Source organism: Achromobacter sp. T5-5 (assembly GCF_055397965.1).
The window spans coordinates 332,952-351,500 of sequence record NZ_AP027919.1; the positions used below are offsets into that span (position 1 = coordinate 332,952).

The following is an 18,549-nucleotide window of genomic DNA, read 5'->3' on the forward strand; positions in this document are numbered from 1 at the left end:
GGGCGTTTCGGAATCAAAGAAAGGAGTCATGTCTGAATCAGCTTGCTGCATGGAGAGGGGCGGCCTGACGGGCGGCGGCGGCCGGATCGGAGGCGGCGGGCGCGGCGTCATCGTCCAGGGACGCGAGGAACTGCCGCGCCTGCGCCAGCACGTCCTGCGCGGCGCTGTGGCGCAGTTGCTGGGTCAGCGCGGGCTTGTCGGCGGCGGGGGCGTCGTCGCGCGTGGCGAGCGCGGCGCTGTCGTCGCGTCCCAGGCCCAGGCGGTCGCCGGAGACAGTGATGGCGATGGCGCGGGACTCGCCGCTGGCGGCGCGCACCACCAGTTGCAGCGACAGCGTCTGGACCTGCGCCAGGCCCGGCGCGACGATGAGGCCGCGCGCGGCGTCCAGCCGCACGCCCGGCGGCAGCGCGGCGCCATCGGCCATGCGCAGGGTCATCGAGGCGATGGGCGTGCTGCTGCGCACGAGGCCGGCGGGCAGCGCGTAGACGTGGCGGTTGCCCGCCGCGTCGGCGCGCCAGTGGCCGGTGAGCGCCGCGGCCGCGATGGACAGGCCGGGCGCGTCGGGGCTGGCCAGCACCACCAGCGGGGATTTGATGCCGGCAGGCGCATCCAGCGTGAACGGGCGCGCCGCGTCGGCGTCGCGCCGGTCCAGCGAGTCCGCGAGCAGCGCGTCGAGCAGCGCCGACGACGTCCATGGCGCCGGCTTGGACAAGCCGTCGTGGCCGGGAACGTCGAATGGCTCGGAGGGCGCGGGCGCCGGTTGCCCGAGACGCTGGCGCAATAGCTGCAACGCGTCTTCGCCGTCGTTCAACGGATCGCGCGCAAACACGGAAAAGCGTTGCGTGCTGAGGTCGGGTGGCGGCGGATCGGCCGGCGTGCCGGGGTTGGGATTGGCGTTGGGGTCCGGGTTGGTTCCAGGGCTGGTTCCAGGATCCGTGCCGGGGCTGGTGCCAGGATTCGTGCCAGGGGTCGTTCCAGGATCCGTGCCCGGATTCGGCGCCGTTTCGGCCGCCGTCACCGTCAGCGTGACGATGCGCGACACGCGGGCGCCCGAGGCGTCGGTTGCGCTGACCACCACGGCGACGCTGCCGGCGGACGTGGCCGTGCCGCGTATCGTCAGGGTCGCGGGGTCAAAGACCAGCCCGTCCGGCAGGCCCGTGACCTGCCAGGCGAGCGCATCGCCGTCAGCGTCGGTGAAGAGGCCGGCGGGCAAGGTGTACGCGTAGGGCTCGCCGATGCGCGCGGCGTCGGGCGCCAGCGGGATGCCGCTGTCCACCGGCGCGGTGTTGGGCGGCTCGACGGCTTCCAGGACCAGCTCGCGCGACGCCGTGGCGCCCTGCGGATCCGTCACGGTGATCACGATGGTGAACCGTCCGGTGTCCGCGATCGTGCCGGAGATTGTCCGGGTGGCGGGATCGAACACCAGTCCGGCCGGCAAGCCGCTGACGCGCCACTGCAGCGCGTCGCCGTCGGGATCGTTGAACAGGGTTTCCGGCAACGTCACCGAATAGTCTCGGCCAGCCATCGCCGGGTCGGGCGTGTAGGCGTCGCTGCCCGGCTCGGGCGCCTGATTGGGCAGCGCGAGCGTCACGTCCACCGAATAGGCGGCGCTGGCGGCCTCGCCGTCGTTCAGGACCACCGTGATGGTGCGCGTGCCCGGCGCGCCGTCCGCGCCAGCGTAGGTCACGCGGTGCAGCAGCGCGTTGGCGTCCGCGCGGCTGATCTGCGCCGTAAAGCGCAGCGTGGCGACGCCGTCGGCCTGCGTCAGCGTGGCGATGGGCTGGCCGTTGAAAAGGATGACATCGCCGTCGCGGGTGTAGCCCTCGCCCGCCAGGATGCCGTAAACGTCGCCCGGCAGGCCGGTGAAGGTGACGCTGGCGTCCTGGTAGTTGTCCGCCGCGTCCATTTCGGCATCGCTCAGCGCCAACGTGGGCGCCAGCGGGACCGGCTCGCCATCGGTCACATAGACGGGCGGGGGCGCCGGCGGCGCGTTCAGGACGTCCAGTCCGTTGCCCACCACGATCACCGCGCCGTCCGCCGACAGGGCGATCCCGGTCGCGCCGTCCAGGCTGTGCGAGGCGATCAGCCCGAGGCTGGCCGTGGCGTAGTAGTTGAGCGTGCCATCGGCCAGCGTGACGAAGAGCGCCTTGCCGTCGTCGGACAGCGCAATGCCTTCCACCGTCTGGTCGCCGCTCAGGGTGCCCAGGTGGGTGAGCGCGCCGGTGGCCGCGTTCAGGCGGAAGGCGTAGATGGCTTGCGGGTTTTCCTGCACGACGGTCTGCCCCGTCCAGCCGTCGTAGGAACTGGTGCGGCTGTTGGACACGAAGAGGGTGCTGCCATCGGCGCTGACGGCGATGTGCTGCAGGTTGGAGAACGAGACCGTCTGGCCGGCGGCGTCCGTGCCGCCGCCCTGGATATGCGTCAGGACGGACAGGGCGCCGCTGTCGTCGCGGCGGTAGACGATCAGCGTCGATCCTGCGCTGGTGTTGGTCACGACGAACAGCAGGTCGCCGCGCACCGCCATGTCGGTGGGCTGCCACAGGAACGGCTCCGCGTACATGTCGCCGCTGACGGCGCCCACGTAGGCCAGCGCGCCGGTCTGCGCGTCGCGGTTGAAATAGACGATCCCGTAGTTGTTGAGCAGGTACAGGTTCTGGCCGTCCTCGGACAGCGCAATGCTCTTCAAGTCGTAAAGGCTGCCGCCATCCAGCTCGTAGTTGCTGGTGATGGTGGCCTGGTGCGTCAGGGTGCCGTCGGCGGCCACGCCAAAGACGCCGATGGCATTGCCGTCGGCGCGCAGGGCGTACAGGCTCTTGCCGTCTGCGGAGGTCACCAGTTCCTTGACGCCCGCAAGATCGTCCGCGGCGGCGAACGTGCGCAGATAGGTCAGCGAGCCGGTGTCGCCGTCCCGGTCAAACACGGCAATGGCGCCCTTGCCGTCGGCCACGTAGACGCGCGTTCCATCGGCGGACACGACGCTGGCGGTGGGCGTCTCCAGCCCGGGGATCGTCGTCAGATCCTGCACATGCGTCAGGTCGCCCAGCGACAGCACCGGATCGGCGTCCACCACCGGCGCATCGTTGATGGCCGTGATGTCGATGGAGAAGTCCATCGTCGTCGATGGCAGTCCGCGCTGGTCCGCCAGCGTCACGCTGATGGCCACGCTGGCCGCGGGTGCGTGACTGTCGTTGGCGTAGGTGATCTGGCGCAGCGTGTTCTGCACGTCGGCCGTCGTGGGGATGGACCCGGCCGCGCTGCTGAAACGGATCGTCAGCACGCCGTCGGCCTGCGACACGGCGCCGATCGCCACGCCGTCCTTTTTCAGGACGCCGTTTTCCAGCGTCAGGCCGTTGTCCGGCTGAAAGCCCAATGTGTCGGCCGCGCTCTTGCCCGCGCCCAGTGTTAGGGTCAGGACGCTGCCGTCGTAGTTGCCCGCGCCGCCGTTGAAGGCGTCCATCTGCGCGTCCGCCACCACCCCGCCCGGCGCGATCAGGACGGCGTCGGCGCGTTCGGTGTAGGGCACGTCTTCGCCGCCCGTGAGCGTGGGCGGGGTGTTGGGGCTGGCCGGTCCGGTCAGCGTGACGGTGGCGACCTTGTCCGCATCCGTCGAGCCATTGTCGATGTTCCCCTCTTGCACGGTCAGGCTGATCGTGCGCGTGCCGTCCAGCGGGCTGCCGGTGTTGGCGTAGGTCAGGCTGTCGATGACCTGCGCGGCGCGGTCCGAAGAGGCGTTCAGGTAGAGGGTGACCGTGGTGACGCCGTTGGCGATGGTCACCATGTACTGCTGGCCCGTGGGCAGGGTCTGCGGGCCGTTGGAATCCGCGTTCAGCGGTATTCTTCCGCCGCCCACGCCTAGGACGTCCTGGGCATTGGCGGGACTGATCGTCACGATCACGCGCGCCACGTTGTCCGCGGACTCGACCGTGTCGACGGTGGTGCCGTCGAACAGCTTGACCGGCTCGCCCTCGGCCTGGAACGTGGGATCCAGCGGCGTGGTGTCGATCTCCGGCGGGTTGTTGACGCCCTCCAGTTCGATGCGGGTCAGCAGTTCGTCGCGGTGGCCGTCGCCGTCGTGCAGCTCGGTGCGCAGCACGATGCTGGCGCCGTCGCGGGTGGGGTCGTTGCTGGCATTGCGGTAGGCGATGCGGCGCAGCACGTCCTGCGCGTCGGCCTTGCTCAGGGACGCGGTGAACGTCAGCGTCAGCACACCGTCCGCTTGCGTGAACGTTGCCACGGCCGCGCCATTCAGCAGGATCAGGCCATTCGCGGCGTCCAGCCGCAGGTTGCCGCCGTCGATGAAGCCATAGCGGTCGTCGGCGTGCGCGCCGTCCGCGCGCGCCACCGTGATGCTGGCGCCCTGGTAGTCGCCCTGGCCGTTGTCCAGCGCGTCGAGCTGGGGGTCGGCCAGCGTGGCCGACGGCAGAATCGCCACCGGCTCGGATCCCTCTGTGTAGGGCACGGAAGCGGGCTCCAGGTCCAGCACCAGCAGGCCGTCCCAGAACGGGAACTGGCCGGCCAGATAGAGCTTGGTGCCGTCCTCGCTGAGCGTGGCGCTGCGGATGTCGCCGAACGAGATGCCGTCACCGAACGGATCGCCATAGCCCGTGACCTCGCCGACCCGCACCGGCACGCCGTCCGCGCCGCGGCGGTACACGCCGATCGCATCCGCGCCGATGACGAAGACGGCCGATCCATCCGGCGAGACCACGACCTGCCGGACGTCGCCCTGCGGCAACGTCGTGGCGAGCGCGGTGAGCTGGCCGTCCGCGGCCACGGACAGGGTGTGCAGGCGGGTGTCGTTGCCGTCAAAGTCGACGACATAGAGCGTCTTGCCGTCGGGCGACACCGTCAGGGACTGTGTGTAGTAGTACTGTTCGGCGGCGGCCGGGTCCTTGCCCTGCGCGGCCATGATGAAAGTCGGGACGCCTGTCTGGTCCACCGCGAACACGCTGGCCAGCGTGCCGCCGCCCGAGGTGCCGACGAAGAGGAAGCGGCCGTCTGCCGACAGCGCCAGCGTGTTTGCGCCGTCCAGCTGCAGGCCGGTATCGCCCGCGTCGGTGAGGGTGCTGACCAGCGTGAGGCTGCCGCCGTCCTGCCGGAAGACCAGCAGATTCTCGCCCGCGGTCGCGTACACCATGCCGTTGGCGGACAGCACATCGCGGATCATGCCGTAGTCGTTGACGACGTCGGCGCCGAAGCTGCCTTGCGCGGTCAGTGCCCCGGTGCCCGCATCGCGCGAGAACAGCGCGACGCCCTGGCTGCCGATCACGTACAAGGACTTGCCGTCGGCCGACACCCGCAGCGTTGCCGCGCCCGCCAGGGCGCCCACGTCGCCGTTCTCGATGGTCTGGAGCACGCGCAGCGAGCCGTCCGCATTACGCTCAAGCACGTACAGCGTGTTCAGTTCGACTTCCTGGAACGTGTTCCAGTCGGTTTGGGTGGTGGTGCGCAGCACATAGAGCGTTCCCTCCACCTCCGACACGGCCAGCACGCCGTCCAGGGCGCCGAATGCGCCGTCCTCGCCCAACTGCGTGATCAGTTCGTCCAACCCCAGCGAGTCGGTGGGCGTGACCAGGACGGGCGCTTCGTTGCGCAGAACCAGGCGGGCGACGAGGTCCGGCTCGGCGGTGTCCTGGCCGCCATTGTCCGTGCCGCCGCTGTCGCGCACCGCGGTCAGCGCGATGCTGCGCTCGCCCATCGTCGGGGACGAGGCGCGGTTGGCGTAGGCGATGCCGTCGATCAGCGCGGCGGCCTGCGCGCCCGTCATGCCGGCCGCCGGCGTGATCGTCACGGTGGCCGTGCCGTTGTCCAGGGTGACGGTGTAGGCATGGCCCGACGCCGTGACGCCCTGCCCGGCGGCCAGCGGAATGGCGACGCCGTCGATGGTCAGCGATTCGCTGGCGCCGTCGGCGACCGGCGACACGACCAGGGTCAGGCCGTCGATGGTCTGCCCGGCTTCCACGGTGGAGATCGTGGTGCCGTCGAAGAGGCCGATGGCTGCTTCGGCGGGGTCATAGGTGGCGTTCACCGGCGTGGCATCGACGACCGGCGCATCGTTCACCTGCGCCACGGCCAGATCGAGCACGATGCTGTCCACGCCGCTGGCGTACTGGTCGCGCACCTGCACTTGCAGGCGGATGGCCGCGCCGGGGTCCTTGCTGGCGTGCGTGTAGGTGACCTGTTGCAGCACGGCGTTCGCGGTGGCGGTGCTGACCTGGCCGGTGAAGGCGATGGTGAGCAGGCCGCCGGCGCTGGTGAAGTCGGCGATCTTGGCGCCGTTCAGGCGAATCTCGGCCCCGACGAGCGTGAGGCCATTGCCGTCGGCAAAGCCATAGACGTCGCCGGGGTTCGCGCCGCCTTCGCGCACCAGGGTGATCGACGCGCCGTTGTAGTCGCCCGCGCCCGCGGCCAGCGCGTCGTAGTCGGCATCCGAGAAACTCAGGCCCGCGGCCGGCTGCAGGGTCTGGCCTTCGGCGTAGCTGCCCTGGATGGCGTTTTCGACGTCGATGTGTCCGAGGCCGCCGGCGTTGTAGAAGCCGCCCACGTACATCGACGTGCCGTCCGGCGAGAGGCCGAAGCGGAAAGCGCGGTAGCTGCCGGCCGAGGCGTCCTGCGCAATGGTCTTGACCAACGTGGGCGCGCCGTCCGCCCCGATGCTGTACACGTTGATCGTGCCGACCAGGCCGCCGGCGTAGAGCGTCTTGCCGTCGGCCGACAAGGCCAGGCCCCAGAGCTGGGACCCGGTGGCGGAGACCTTGGTCACCGTGTTCGTCGCTGGATCCAGGCGCAGCGTCAGGACGCCCGTGGTGCCGGTCGACACATAGATCGTGTCGCCCGATACCGCGATGCTGCGCGCGAAGTTGCCGATGTCGCCGGTGCGCGCCACCAGTTGGGTCAGGCTGCCGTCCGGGTTGGCGGCGTAAATGGTCAGGGTGTTGGCGCCGGCCACGAAGACGCGGCCTTGCGCGTCCACCGCGAGGGTCGATGCCGTGCTGAAGGGCTGGCTCTCATAGACGCCCGCCGACGCAAGCTGCCCGTCCGAGCCGATGCCGTAGGCGTACAGCGTATTGCCGGCGATGGCGTACAGGCGGCCGTCCTGCGAGACGGCGATCTGCTTGACCTGCACGTCGCCGAGTGCGACGCTCTGGCCGGTCGGGGCGAGGGTGCCGTCGGCGCCGACGTTGAACCCGGTCAGGAAGTAGCTGCCGCCGCCCTCCTTCTGGCCCACTAGATAGACGTGCTTGCCGTCGGCCGAATACACCGCCGAGGCGGCGCTGCCCAGGCCGTCGATCTCGATGCCATTGGCCTCGATGCCGTCGTTCGCGGCGCCCTGCACGAAGCGCTGCACCAGCGTCAGTTCCCCGGTGTTCGGATTGCGGGTGTAGACGCTGAGCGTGCTGTTGCCCGTCGGCGACACGGTATGGCCGCCGGTGGCGTTGCCCAGCACGATGACGGTATGGCCGTCGTCCGAGACCTCGACGCTGTAGACATAGTCGCCATAGCCGTTGATGCGGCCGTCGGCGGTGTAGGTAAGCTCGCTGCCGTCCACGTCGAATGCGGGGGGCTGGTTGGCCGCTTCCGCGGCGGTGACCACGCGCAGCGTCATCGTGTGATCGGCGGTCAGGCCGCCCGCGTCGGTGACGCGCACGGTCAGGACGTAGTCGCCCACGACGCCGGGCGTTCCGCTCAGCGTGCGCGTGGCGGCGTCGAACACCAGGCCCGCGGGCAGCGTGTCGACGATGCTCCAGGTGAGGGTGTCGCCGTAGCGGCTGTCCAGGTCCGAGAACATGTCCGCGCGCAACGACGCGCTGAAGTCGCTGGCGCCGATGGTGACCTGCCCGAAGGATGCCGGCGCGCTGGCGCTGACGACGGGCGCGCGGTTGTCCGTCTGCGCCACGACGAGGTCCAGGTTCAGCGTGACGTTGGCGCCGTAGGCGTCCGTGACGGTGATGCTGATGGGGTGCCGGCCGGCGGCGACCGTGTTGCCGGAAATGGTGCGGGTGTCGGGATCGAAGGCCAGCCCCGCGGGCAGGCCGGTGACCCGCCATGTCAGTGCGTCGCCGTCCGCATCGCGGAAAAGATCCTCGGGCAGGATGGCGCTGTACGCCGACTCGGTGGTGACGGGCGCGGGCGCGTAGTCCGTCGCGACGCCGGGATCGATCTGCGGCCCCGTGTTGCTCCGGAACGTGATCGCCAGGGCGTCGCTGTCCAGCGCGCCGTCGTTGGCCTGCACGGTGAGCGTGATGAAGGTGCCTGCCGCCACGCCGGAATTGCCGTAGCTGATCTGTTGCAGCACCTGATTGGCGACGGCCGTGGCGGTGTCGCCGACGAAACGCACCGTCAAGGTGTCGCCGTTGACGGCGTAGGTTGCGATCTGCACGCCGCCGCGGGATATGACGCCATTGGACATCGACAGCCCGTTGCCGTCCTCGAACCCGAACACGCCGCCCGGCACGGAGGCGGTGATCGACACGCTGGCGCCGCGGTAGTTGCCGGCGCCGTTGCCCAGCAGGTCGTGGTTGGGGTCGGACAGGTTCACGCGATCGCCCAGCACGGTGTCCTGGCCCAGCGTCAGGGACTGGATCGTCGTGTAGCGGCTCACGCCGTTGCCGGCCACGACCAGCGACGTGCCGTCGCCCGACAGCGCGAGGTCCGCGCCGCTGGTCTGGCCCTGCGCGTTGCCGATCAGCGTCAGGCCGCCATTGGCCGCGACGGCGTAGACGCTGATCGTGCCGTCCGTGGTGGCGGCATACAGCAGCGTGCCGTCGGCGTTCAGCGCCAGGCTGCCGATGTTGTCGCTGGCGACCGTGCCGGCGCGCGTCAGCAGGTTGTCGGCGCCGAGCGTGAAGACGGAAATGTTCCGCGCGCCGGGCTGGCCGACGAACAGCAGCTTGCCGTCCGCGGACATGCTGATGGCGTAGTCGACGGCGGCCTGGCCGGTCTGGTCCAGCAGCACGCTGTCGACCAGGCTCAGGGTGCCGTCGGCGCCGCGCGCATAGAGCTTCAGCGTGTGGCTTTCGCCCGACAGCGCGGCGCTGTGGATGACCGTGACATACCCGCCCGCGGTGGCGATGCTGGCATTGCGCACGGCGTCCAGCCGCTGGATCTGCGTCAGCGCGCCCGTCGCGGCGTCCCGGCTGAAGACCCGCGCCTCGCGGCCGAAGTTGTTCGACGCGTCCACGTACACCTGGGCGCCGTCGTCCGAGATCGCCAGTCCGCCGGTGGAACCCTGGCCCACGGACAGCGTGGCCGCGTGGCGCAGCGCGCCGTTCGCCTCGACGTTCCACTGCATCAGGTTGCCATTGCTGGAAATCGTGTAGACCGATTTTCCGTCCGCGCTTACCACCAGGTGATTGACCGTGCCCAGGTCGGCTGCGGTGATCTCCTGCGATTTGCTGAGCAGGCCCGAGGCCGCGTCCACGGAAAAGACCGACAGCGTGCTGTCGCTGCCCGCCGCGTAGACGAACTTGCCGTCGGCGGAATACGCGACCTCGTTCGCGCCCGCCAGGCTGCCCGTGCCGAAGTATTCGGCTTCCTGCATCAGGTCGCCTGTCAGCACCGGCGCCACGTTGATCCGGCTGTCGATGTCGATCGTCGCCGTGATGGCGCTCAGGTCCGCCGACTGGCCGCCGGCGTCGGTCAGGCTCTTGAGCGTCACCGACACCTTGCCGCCGTCCACCGACTTGTCCAGGATCTGGTACGACATGCCGTCGATCAGCGCCTGGACGCTGGCGGGCTCGGGCTGGAAGGCGTCGAGCTGGATCGTGACCGTGGTGGTGTTGCCGCTCACGGACACGGTGTAGAAATAGCCGTCCGCATTTCCATCCGCATCCGTGCGCGTCGTGCCGCTGCCGCCTTCCAGCGCAATGGTCTTGCCGTCGATCACCAGCGCCTGGTCGCTGCCGCTGCGATCCACCGTGACGACGAGCTGGGACAGCTCATCGGCGGCGCCCGTGTCGGTCTGCACGGTCACGCCGCTGAACAGGTCCACCGGCGCAAAGCTGTCCGAACTGTCGGTGACGATGACGGTCGCCTCCGTGGGGGTGGCTTCCACGCCCGGCGCCGCGTCGGTGGGCGGCGCGGCTTGCGCGGCCACGTCGACGGCGGTCGTGACGGCGGCGGCATCGAGCAGGAAGCGGGGTTCCAGGGCCAGGGCCTGGCGGCGGAGCGTGGGGATTCGGCGGGAAGTCATGGCAGTCCTGGGCGAATGGGGGTGCGTGGATAGGCTTATTCGACGAGCGTGGTCAGCGCGGCGAGCTGGCGCAATTCGTCGACGATGTCGTCAAGGCGGTTCTGGATGGGGCCCTCGGAGACCACGAAGTCCCTGCCGGACAGGTAGATCTGGTCCGATCCCTTCTCGGCGCAGACCGCCAGGCCCGGACCGGCGATGCGCCGGAACGCCGATGCGCTGAGGATCTGGCCGTCTTCGTCCGTGGCCTCGTCGCTGCCGGTGACGATCAGGTAGAACTTCACGTTGCGGGCGCGCAGACTGCTGCACAGGCGCGAAAAGCGTTCGGTCACGACGCTGGCTTCGCCGCCGCCTTCGTCCGAATCGCCGTCGATCTTCTGGCCGACGTAGGCGTTGTAGGAATCCGTGTCGAACCAGCGCTGTCCGGTGGAATTGGTCAGGAACACGATGGCCTTGACGCGATCGCCCGTGCCGTCGTCGAAGTCCTTGGGCAGCTCGTCCTCCAGCGCCCAGCCGGAGCCGCCGCGAAAGGCCGGGGCCAGGGCCATGGCGGCCCAGCCCATCGCGATCGCATGGTTGGTGTTAAAGCGCGTGCTCATCTGGTCGAGCCGGTCGCCGATCTTGCCGAGGTCGTTGGTCAGGGGCAGCAGGGCCGCATGGGGGCAGCCGCGGTCCGCCACCATCCAGCGCGTGTCGTTCACGCCGGTGGCCTGGCCGAAGAAGGGGTTGGGGCCGATCCAGCGGATGGGCGGGGCGCCCGGGCTGCCGTTCTCGGGCAGGTCGTGGCGGTAGTACACGCCGAATTGCCCGACGGGCGGGTCGGTCCAGAAATAGTTGTCGCCGCGGTTCAGGCCGCGGTACATGCACAGCAGGTTGGCGCGGCGGTCGGGGATGCGGCGGTCGGCCAGGCCGGCGTAGCCCGTGCGGAACAGGGAGGTCAGTTCCGCCGGGTTGAGCGCGCCGGGCGCGCTCCAGAGGCGGATGCGGTTGGATTGCTCCGGATCGTAGACATTGACCGCCTGGCTGTAGGGCACCAGCGCGAGCCAGGCGCTTTCCGCGTCTTCCAGCAGCCGCGAGGCGAAGGACTTGCCCAGCCGGCGCAGCGCGGCGAGGTTGGCGGCGTCCTCGCCCAGCGTGTTGGGCAGCGCCAGCGCCACTTCCAGCGAGCGCTGGCGCGAGACGGCGGCCGAGGCCACCGTGACGGATTCGGCCGGCGTATCGGCCAGCATGCTGGCCGCCTCGAACGTGGCGGTGACGCGCGTGCCGGGCATGTCGTCCTTGGTGATGGTCTCTGCCCTGACCGACAGCGCGCGCCGCATCTGGGCGCGGTCCATGCCGAGATTGACCGCCACGTAGCGCTCGGCGATGTCCTGGATGTCGGCATCGCGGCTCTTGGCATAGGCGGCGGCGGACGCCAGCGCCGCCGCGTCGGTCGCGCGCTTCATCTGCGCGGCGTCGGCCGTCATGCGCGTGCCGTCCGAGGCGTAGGCGGCGAGCACGGCCACCGCGGTCACGAGCAGCAGCAAAAGCACGGCGGACGCGCCACGTTGGCGAGCCAGGGAGAAGACCTTGTCGTTACGGTTGTTCATGGTTCGGCGTAGGCCAATCCGCTTGCGACGCTTTCCGCGCGCAGCGTGTCGTCCAGCGTGATGGTTCGGGCGGTGGCGCGGAAGATGGCGCCGGTTTCCAGGACCTCGGGCAGCGGCAGGCCGGCCCACAGGGAGATGTCGCCGGTGCCGCGGCAGGCCTTCACCACGATCATCGACAGGGTGCTGTTGTCCGCCGCGCCTTGGGCCGCCTCGGGCGGATCCTGGGGCAAGGCGCCGGTGTAGCGGCCGCCCGAGGCCGGCGCCTGGCAGAGATCGTCCGCGCCGCCGCGGCGCAGCGCCCATTCAATGCGGCCGGACTGCAGGACGTGCAGGATGATGAGCTGCTGCATGTCCTCGTGACCCTGCATGGCGATGCGGGCGAGCGCGTCGACGCCGCCGGCCGTGAGCGACCGTTGCGCGGCCAGGTTCAAGGCCATGGCGCCGGCCGCGTTCTCGACGCGGATGCGCTCGCTGTGGATGCGCTGCATGTCGGCGCCGATCATCCCGACGCCCAAGAGGATGGGCAGGACGAGGGCGGCCTCCACGGCCAGCGCGCCCCGCTGGCGGCGGCGCGCGGCGGGGGGGCGGCGCGGCGGGCGCGGGGCGGCGGTCACGGCTGCGATCCTTCCGCGCGCTGCGGCAGATAGGCCAGCACCTGTTGATAGCGGTATCGGAAGGCGCCGCTGTCCACGCCAAGCAGGCGGGGCAAGGGCGTGATGAAGTCCTTGCGCACGTCGACCTCGATGCGCCAGGCCGGCACCTGGGTCAAGGCGGCGTTCTCGGCCTCATCCTCGGTGGCGCCGCCGCCCATCGCATCCAGCGAGGCGAAGCGTTCGACTTCGACGGTGGCGATGTTCTCGTCGTCCAGGTAGTTGTGCGAGGCGGCCACCATGCGCGCGCGCACCAGCGATTCGATGGCGCCGCCGTCCTGCATCCCCGCCGCGCCGTCCTGGCGGAACTGCTGCACGGCGCGTTCCAGCGCGCTGGCGCCCATGTTGATGGTCAGTCCGATGTTGGCCAGCTCCATGAACATCATCGCGGCGGCGATGACGACGGGCAGCACATAGGCCGCTTCGACCGACAGGGAGCCGCGCTGGCGGCGTGGGACGCGGCGCACGCCGGGCGTCTGGTCAGCCATGGCCGTTGGCCTCCTTCTCGCGCAGCTGCAGCACGTGGCGGCTGGCGGCCATCAGCTCGCTGCCGACCGGTGCGCCGTCGCGGATGCGCTGGCGGCGCTGCGCGAAGTCGGCCAGCGCCTGCGGCACCAGCGCCGGCGCCATGATGCCTTCCAGCGTCTTGCGGGCCGCGCCCTCGTCGCCCTGCAGGACCTGGGCAAAGGCGAGGTTCAGCTTGAGCGTCGGAAGCTGGACCGCGTCGGCCTGCGACAGCAGGCGGATGGCCTCCTGCGCGTCGCCGCCGGCTAAGTGCGACAGCGCCAGATTGTTCAGCACGCGAAAGTCCGACGGGTCCAGTTCCCAGGCGTGGGCGAGCAGCTTGCGCGCCTGCTCGTGGTCGCCGCTGGCGTCGAGCAGCACGCCCTTGGCATTGAGCGCCGCGACGTTGTTGGCGTCCGCGGCCAGGGTGCAGTCGAAATCCTGCATCGCCGCGTCGCGTTGTCCCAGCGCCATGCGCGCGCGGCCCAGGCCGTTGCACAGGGTGACCGTGGCGGCGGGAGTGAGGGTCACGCCGGATTCGTTCAAGGCGCGGCGCGCCCGGCCGAAGAGCGCCAGGTTGTCGCGCGGCGATTGGGTGGGCGCGGCCACGCTGGCGTATTCCAGCAGTTCCAGCGGCTTCAGGCTGCCGCGCTGTTCCAGCTGGGCGTAGACGCCGGCCGCGCCTTCGTAGCGGCCCTGGTCGCGCAGCAGCCGCGCGAGTTTCAGGCCCTCGGCCGCTGGGTCGTCGCTGCTGGCGAGCGGACGGGGCGAGGCGCCGCCTGCGTTGGACTGGGTCAGCAGATTGCGGCTGCTGGGCGCGGAGGCCGAGTCGGTCTTGGTGAAGGTGCTGCATGCGCTCAACATGAGGGCCAGCAGCAACACGGCGCCGGCGCGGCCAAGGCGCGCGGCGGGCAGCGGGAACAGGGGAAGGGTTGCGTTCATTGCATCAGGGTCCGGATAACGCGCATGAGCGCGGGCGTGGCGACGATGGCGACCACCGGCGGCAGGATCAGGGTCATGAGGGGCACGCTGAGCTGCGCGGGCAGCTTGCCGGCCTTCTCTTCCAGTTCCAGGATGAGACGGCTGCGGCTTTCCTCGGCGATGGTGCGCAGCGCCTGCGCCAGCGGCGTGCCATAGCGTTCGGCCTGCACCAGCGAGCCGACCATGCTTTCGATCGTGGGCACGCGGGTGCGGTCGGCCAGGTGGCGCAGCGCGGCCGAGCGGTCGGGCAGCAGTTGAAGCTCGGCGCTGGTGAAGGCGAGTTCATCGGCCATGGCGGGCGCGCTGAAGGCCAGCTCGCGCGAGACCACCTTCAGGATGCGCGGGAACGGCAGGCCGGCCTCGGCGCAGATCACCATCAGGTCCAGCGCGTCGGGCATGCTGCGCGCCAGGGCTTCGTGGCGCCGGCCGGCGCGCAGCTTGACCAGGAGTTCCGGCAGCGTGGTGCCGACGAACAGCGAAATCAGGCCGACCGCCAGGCCGGTCAGGCCGAAGCGCGTCTGCGGGCTGGTCAGCAGCCACAGCGCCAGCGCGCACAGCACGACGCCGCTGCCGTACTTGGCGGCCATGAAGAGGCCGCAGGCCTCGGCCCGGCGCCATCCGGCCTGGGCCAGGAGGCGCTCGGTGGCGAGCCGGTCCTGTTCGGTGCCGGCGAGCTTCATGCCGAAGGCCGCGATGCCTTGCGCCAGCGGCGGCAGCGGCGAACTGGCGTCCAGCGCGATGGAGGCGGTGGCCTGGGCGGCGCCGCGGCCGCGGCGGCCCAGCCGGTCGTGCAGGGGGTTGCGGCGCGCTTCGGCGCGCAGCAGCCAGGCGGCCAGCGCGATGCCGGCAATGAAGGCCAGCAGCAGCAGGGGCGCCAGGGGATCGGAAAGCAGGGGCATGGCAGCTAGGTCGCGGGCGGGTCAGCGGATGCGCTTGACCATCAGGTGGGTGATGAACAGGCCCAGCCCAACGCTGGCGGCGGCGTAGATCATCACTTTGACGCCCGCCGCGTCGTTGAACATGAAGCGGAAATCTTCCGGGGAATTCAGGTACATGTAGAGCAGCACGCCCGGCACCAGCAGGGCGACGATCTTGGCCGAGGCGCGCGCCTCGGAGGTCTTGGCCTGCACCTTCATGCCCAGTTCGGCGCGCGCGCGCAGCGTGGCCGACAGGCGCTCCAGCGTGTCGCCCAGGCGGCCGCCCGATTCCTGGCTGATGATGAGGATGACGGCGAAGAAGCGGTACTCGGGCAGCGGCACGCGCTGCGCAGACGATTGCATCGCCTGCTTGAGCGGCACGCCGAGCTTGAGCCAGTTTTCGATCTCGCGCAGTTCGGGCGCGAGCGGGCCGTGCAGGTGGTCCGCGGCGATCCCGAACGCGCTGTGCAGCGGCACGCCGGACCGGCAGATGCGCGTGATGCCGTCGATGGCTTCGGGCAGGCTGCGCGCCAGCGCCGCCAGGTGCTTGGTCATGGCCTGCTGATACAGCACGCCGCACAGCGCGGTCCACAGCACGGGCGCGGCCAGCAAGGCCAGGAAGATCGGCGTGCCCGTCATGCGCACCAGCGCCAGGCCGCCGATCAGCGCGGCGGCGGCCGAGACCAGGACGCGCTGGCGCAGCGTGGGCAGCCAGCCCAGGGCGCGCAGGCCGTCGCGCAGGCGCGCCAGGCGCAGTCCCAGCCACGGCCAGCGCGGCATCAGGTCGTCCTGGCCCGGCAGCGCGATGGAGTCGGGCGATTGCAGCACGGCCGCGGCCAGGCCGCTTTCGCGCTGCATCTGCAAGCGCAGCGCCGCCAGGCGGGCCGCCATGGCGTCTTCGCGGCGCTGGCGCCGGCTGTTGGCGCGCACGGCGAAAAAGCCGACGAACACCAGCAGGAAGATGAGCAGGGTAAAGAGATCGAGCATGTCCGGGCTGCCTTGCCGCCGTCAGGCGATGTCCTGGTCGAACAGGTGCGACTTCTCGGTGTAGAAGTTCGGCCGCAGGCCGCTGCCCGTGTGTTCGCCCAGCACCTGCGTGGCCGTCGAGCCGGCGCGCGAGCGGAAGATGAACAGTTCCTGCGTCTGGATCACCTCTTCTTCCATGCCGCAGATTTCCATGATCGACACCACGCGCCGCGCGCCGTCGCGCATGCGTTCGATCTGCACGATGAGGTCGACGGCGCTGGCGATCTGGCGGCGGATGGCGGCCAGCGGGAGCTGCATGTTGGCCATCATCACCATGTTTTCCAGGCGCATCAGGGCGTCGCGCGGCGTGTTGGCGTGGACGGTGCACAGCGACCCGTCGTGGCCGGTGTTCATGGCCTGGAGCATGTCGAAGCACTCGCCGCCGCGCACTTCGCCCAGGATGATGCGGTCGGGGCGCATCCGCAGCGCGTTCTTCATGAGGTCGCGCTGGTCCACGCGGCCGCCGCCTTCGGCGCTTTCGGGCCGGGTCTCCAGGCGGATGACGTGCTCCTGCTGCAATTGCAGTTCGGCCGCGTCCTCGATGGTGATGATGCGTTCGAGCGGACTGATGTTCTGCGACAGCGCGTTGAGCAGCGTGGTCTTGCCGGCGCCGGTGCCGCCGGACACCACGATGTTCAGTCGCGCTTCCATCGCGCGGCGCAGCAGCACGGCCATGTCCATGGACATGGCGCCGCGCTGGGCCAGCGATTCCAGCGACAGATCGCGCCGCATGAATTTGCGGATCGAGATCGTGGTGCCGTCCAGCGCCAGCGGATGGGTGATGACGTTGACGCGGCTGCCGTCGGGCAGGCGCGCGTCGACCATGGGGTTGGCTTCGTCGATGCGGCGGCCCACGCGGGCGGCGATGCGCTGCGCGGTATTGAAGACGTGCTCTTCGTCGATGAAGGTGATGGACGACAGCTCCAGCTTGCCGAAGCGTTCGACGAAGATCTGGTTCGCGCCGTTGACCAGGATGTCGTTGACCGTGTCGTCGGCCAGCAGGGGCTCGATGGGACCCACGCCCACCATTTCATCCAGCATCTGGCGCGCGATCAGCTCTTCTTCCTGGCCTGAAAGCTGCAGGCGCTGCTCGTCGCAGATGCGGCGGATCAGCGCGTCGATCTGCGCCTGCAGCCGGTCGCGCGGCATGGCCGCGGCCTTGAGCGGGTCGATCAGTTCGAAGAGCTCGTTGCGGATCACGCGGCGTTGGGCGCTGCTCTCCGCGCTGGGCGGGGTGGCGGCGGCGACGGGACGCGGTGCGGGCGGCGGCGTGCGGGCCGCGGGCGCGGCGGCAGGCATGGGCGCGGCGTCGGGCAGCGCGGCAACCGGCGCCGGCGCGGGGGCAGCGGGCGCGTGGGGGATGGAAGGTGCGGGCTTGCGGCGGGGCAGCATGAGGTCGTCCGGTGGGGGGCGCGGTGGAATCAGGCGCGCGCCGCGCGGCGCGCGGGCGCGGACCGGTTCAGCCAGGCACGCAGCCGCTGCACGGGGCCCTCGTGGACGGCGGGCGCGGCCAGCGGCAGGCCCAGGACGCGCGCGCCCAACTGGGCGACGGCCTGCGCATACGCGGGCGCCGCGTGCGGCGACAGCGGCCCTTTCAACAGGCTGGCCGCCAGCGCCTGGCCCGCGTAGGGCAGGTGCTGGTCGATGCGCCGTCCGATGAACTCCTCGAACTGCGCCGGGGTCAGCGCGGCGCCCTGGGCCTGGCGCGCATCGCTGGCCACCAGGACCAGCCGCTGGCCGGGACCGCCCTCGCCCAGCTCGGCCAGCAGGCGATGGGTGTTGCGCGCGCCCTGCACCGTCAGTTCGGTCAGCACGACGCGGATGTCGGCATGGGCAAGCACTTCATCGGCGCCGGCTGGCCGGTGCGACGGCAGGTCCCACAGCGACAGCGAGAACCACTGGCACAGCGCGCCGCCGATTTCCAGCGCGCGCTCGGGGTCGAAGGGGGTTTCCGGGCCGGGGCGCTGCGCCAGCAGTTGCAGGCGGGCGGACGGCTCGCCGCCCGCGGGCGGCGGCACCTGACCGGCCGCCAACAGCGTGCGTTGCAGCAGGCGCGGATCGATATCGGGCGCGGACAGCAGGCTGGCCAGGCCTGCATCGGCTTCCAGGCCCAGCAGCAGCGGCAGGTCGCCCTTGCGCCGGTCGAAGTCCACCAGCACAGTCGGGGTCTGGCGCGCGTGCGCGAGCCATAGCCCCAGCGCGGCGGTCAGCGTGCTGACGCCCAGCCCGCCCGCCGCGCCCACGATGGCCGCGGAGCGGCCGGCGCGCGCGCTGCCGCCCTGGCCAAGCGGCGTGTCGTCGTCGGCGCGGGCCAGCGTGTCGGCCAGCAGGTCCAGGCGCGGCGGCTTGATCAGGTAGTCGAAGATGCCGGCTTGCAGAAGCTGGCGGTACAGGTCCACGTCCTGCTTGTCGCCCAGCGCCACGATGCGGCAGGCCGGGCCCGCGAGGGCCGCCAGTTCGAGCAGGGCCGCGATCGGATGGGCTTCGCCCGTGATGTCCGCCAGCAGCACGCCGGGCAGCGGATTCGCGGCGCACCAGGCGGCGGCCGCCGCGGGGCCGCCTGCCTGCAGGGCGCAGGCGGGACGCTGCAGGCGGACGAGCTGCTCGCCGATGACGGGCAGGTCGGCCGGGGCGGCGAAGACGGCCGGGCCTTGGGTGGGCGCGCCGTTGCGGGTCGGTGTCGTGTTGCTCAT

At 70.7% G+C, this 18,549-nt stretch carries 9 protein-coding genes; all 9 read right to left on the reverse strand.

The annotated features are described in order from the left end of the window. Window positions 1–37: 37 nt before the first annotated feature. The 9 genes from ACZ50Q_RS01615 to ACZ50Q_RS01655 are packed head-to-tail and all read right to left on the reverse strand — an operon-like array spanning window position 38 to window position 18,549. Window positions 38–10,192, reverse strand: a complete 10,155-nt coding sequence (locus ACZ50Q_RS01615) for a putative Ig domain-containing protein (RefSeq protein ID WP_464080330.1) — start codon at window positions 10,190–10,192, stop codon at window positions 38–40. 35 nt (window positions 10,193–10,227) lie between these two features. Continuing rightward, a complete protein-coding gene (locus ACZ50Q_RS01620; RefSeq protein WP_464080331.1) occupies window positions 10,228–11,778 on the reverse strand; it encodes a hypothetical protein in 1,551 nt (516 codons plus the stop codon). Beyond that, on the reverse strand, window positions 11,775–12,392 hold the full coding sequence (locus tag ACZ50Q_RS01625; protein WP_464080332.1) for a TadE/TadG family type IV pilus assembly protein: 618 nt from the start codon (window positions 12,390–12,392) through the stop codon (window positions 11,775–11,777). The genes ACZ50Q_RS01620 and ACZ50Q_RS01625 overlap by 4 nt, the downstream gene beginning before the upstream one ends. Then, window positions 12,389–12,916 (reverse strand): hypothetical protein, encoded by a 528-nt coding sequence (locus ACZ50Q_RS01630; RefSeq protein ID WP_464080333.1) that lies wholly within the window; start codon window positions 12,914–12,916, stop codon window positions 12,389–12,391. The genes ACZ50Q_RS01625 and ACZ50Q_RS01630 overlap by 4 nt, the downstream gene beginning before the upstream one ends. Beyond that, the gene (locus ACZ50Q_RS01635; RefSeq protein WP_092576696.1) at window positions 12,909–13,874 is read right to left on the reverse strand and encodes a tetratricopeptide repeat protein; all 966 of its coding nucleotides are present in this window, start codon (window positions 13,872–13,874) and stop codon (window positions 12,909–12,911) included. The genes ACZ50Q_RS01630 and ACZ50Q_RS01635 overlap by 8 nt, the downstream gene beginning before the upstream one ends. Then, a complete protein-coding gene (locus ACZ50Q_RS01640) occupies window positions 13,871–14,812 on the reverse strand; it encodes a type II secretion system F family protein (protein WP_076517718.1) in 942 nt (313 codons plus the stop codon). Before ACZ50Q_RS01640 ends, ACZ50Q_RS01635 begins: the two co-directional genes overlap by 4 nt. Window positions 14,813–14,833: 21 nt before the next feature. Then, window positions 14,834–15,817, reverse strand: a complete 984-nt coding sequence (locus ACZ50Q_RS01645; RefSeq protein ID WP_092576691.1) for a type II secretion system F family protein — start codon at window positions 15,815–15,817, stop codon at window positions 14,834–14,836. Between the two features lie 21 nt (window positions 15,818–15,838). Beyond that, window positions 15,839–17,248: a CpaF family protein gene (locus ACZ50Q_RS01650; RefSeq protein WP_464080334.1), complete on the reverse strand. Its 1,410-nt coding sequence runs from the start codon at window positions 17,246–17,248 to the stop codon at window positions 15,839–15,841. A gap of 29 nt (window positions 17,249–17,277) precedes the next feature. After that, a complete protein-coding gene (locus ACZ50Q_RS01655; protein ID WP_464080335.1) occupies window positions 17,278–18,549 on the reverse strand; it encodes an AAA family ATPase in 1,272 nt (423 codons plus the stop codon).

What these genes read in the sequence shown, in the direction of transcription:
- ACZ50Q_RS01645 (WP_092576691.1), bottom strand. Translation starts at nt 15,817, where the DNA reads ATGCTCGATCTCTTTACCCTGCTCATCTTCCTGCTGGTGTTCGTCGGC.
- ACZ50Q_RS01620 (WP_464080331.1), bottom strand. Translation starts at nt 11,778, where the DNA reads ATGAACAACCGTAACGACAAGGTCTTCTCCCTGGCTCGCCAACGTGGC.
- ACZ50Q_RS01655 (WP_464080335.1), bottom strand. Translation starts at nt 18,549, where the DNA reads ATGAGCAACACGACACCGACCCGCAACGGCGCGCCCACCCAAGGCCCG.
- ACZ50Q_RS01615 (WP_464080330.1), bottom strand. Translation starts at nt 10,192, where the DNA reads ATGACTTCCCGCCGAATCCCCACGCTCCGCCGCCAGGCCCTGGCCCTG.
- ACZ50Q_RS01630 (WP_464080333.1), bottom strand. Translation starts at nt 12,916, where the DNA reads ATGGCTGACCAGACGCCCGGCGTGCGCCGCGTCCCACGCCGCCAGCGC.
- ACZ50Q_RS01635 (WP_092576696.1), bottom strand. Translation starts at nt 13,874, where the DNA reads ATGAACGCAACCCTTCCCCTGTTCCCGCTGCCCGCCGCGCGCCTTGGC.
- ACZ50Q_RS01640 (WP_076517718.1), bottom strand. Translation starts at nt 14,812, where the DNA reads ATGCCCCTGCTTTCCGATCCCCTGGCGCCCCTGCTGCTGCTGGCCTTC.
- ACZ50Q_RS01650 (WP_464080334.1), bottom strand. Translation starts at nt 17,248, where the DNA reads ATGCTGCCCCGCCGCAAGCCCGCACCTTCCATCCCCCACGCGCCCGCT.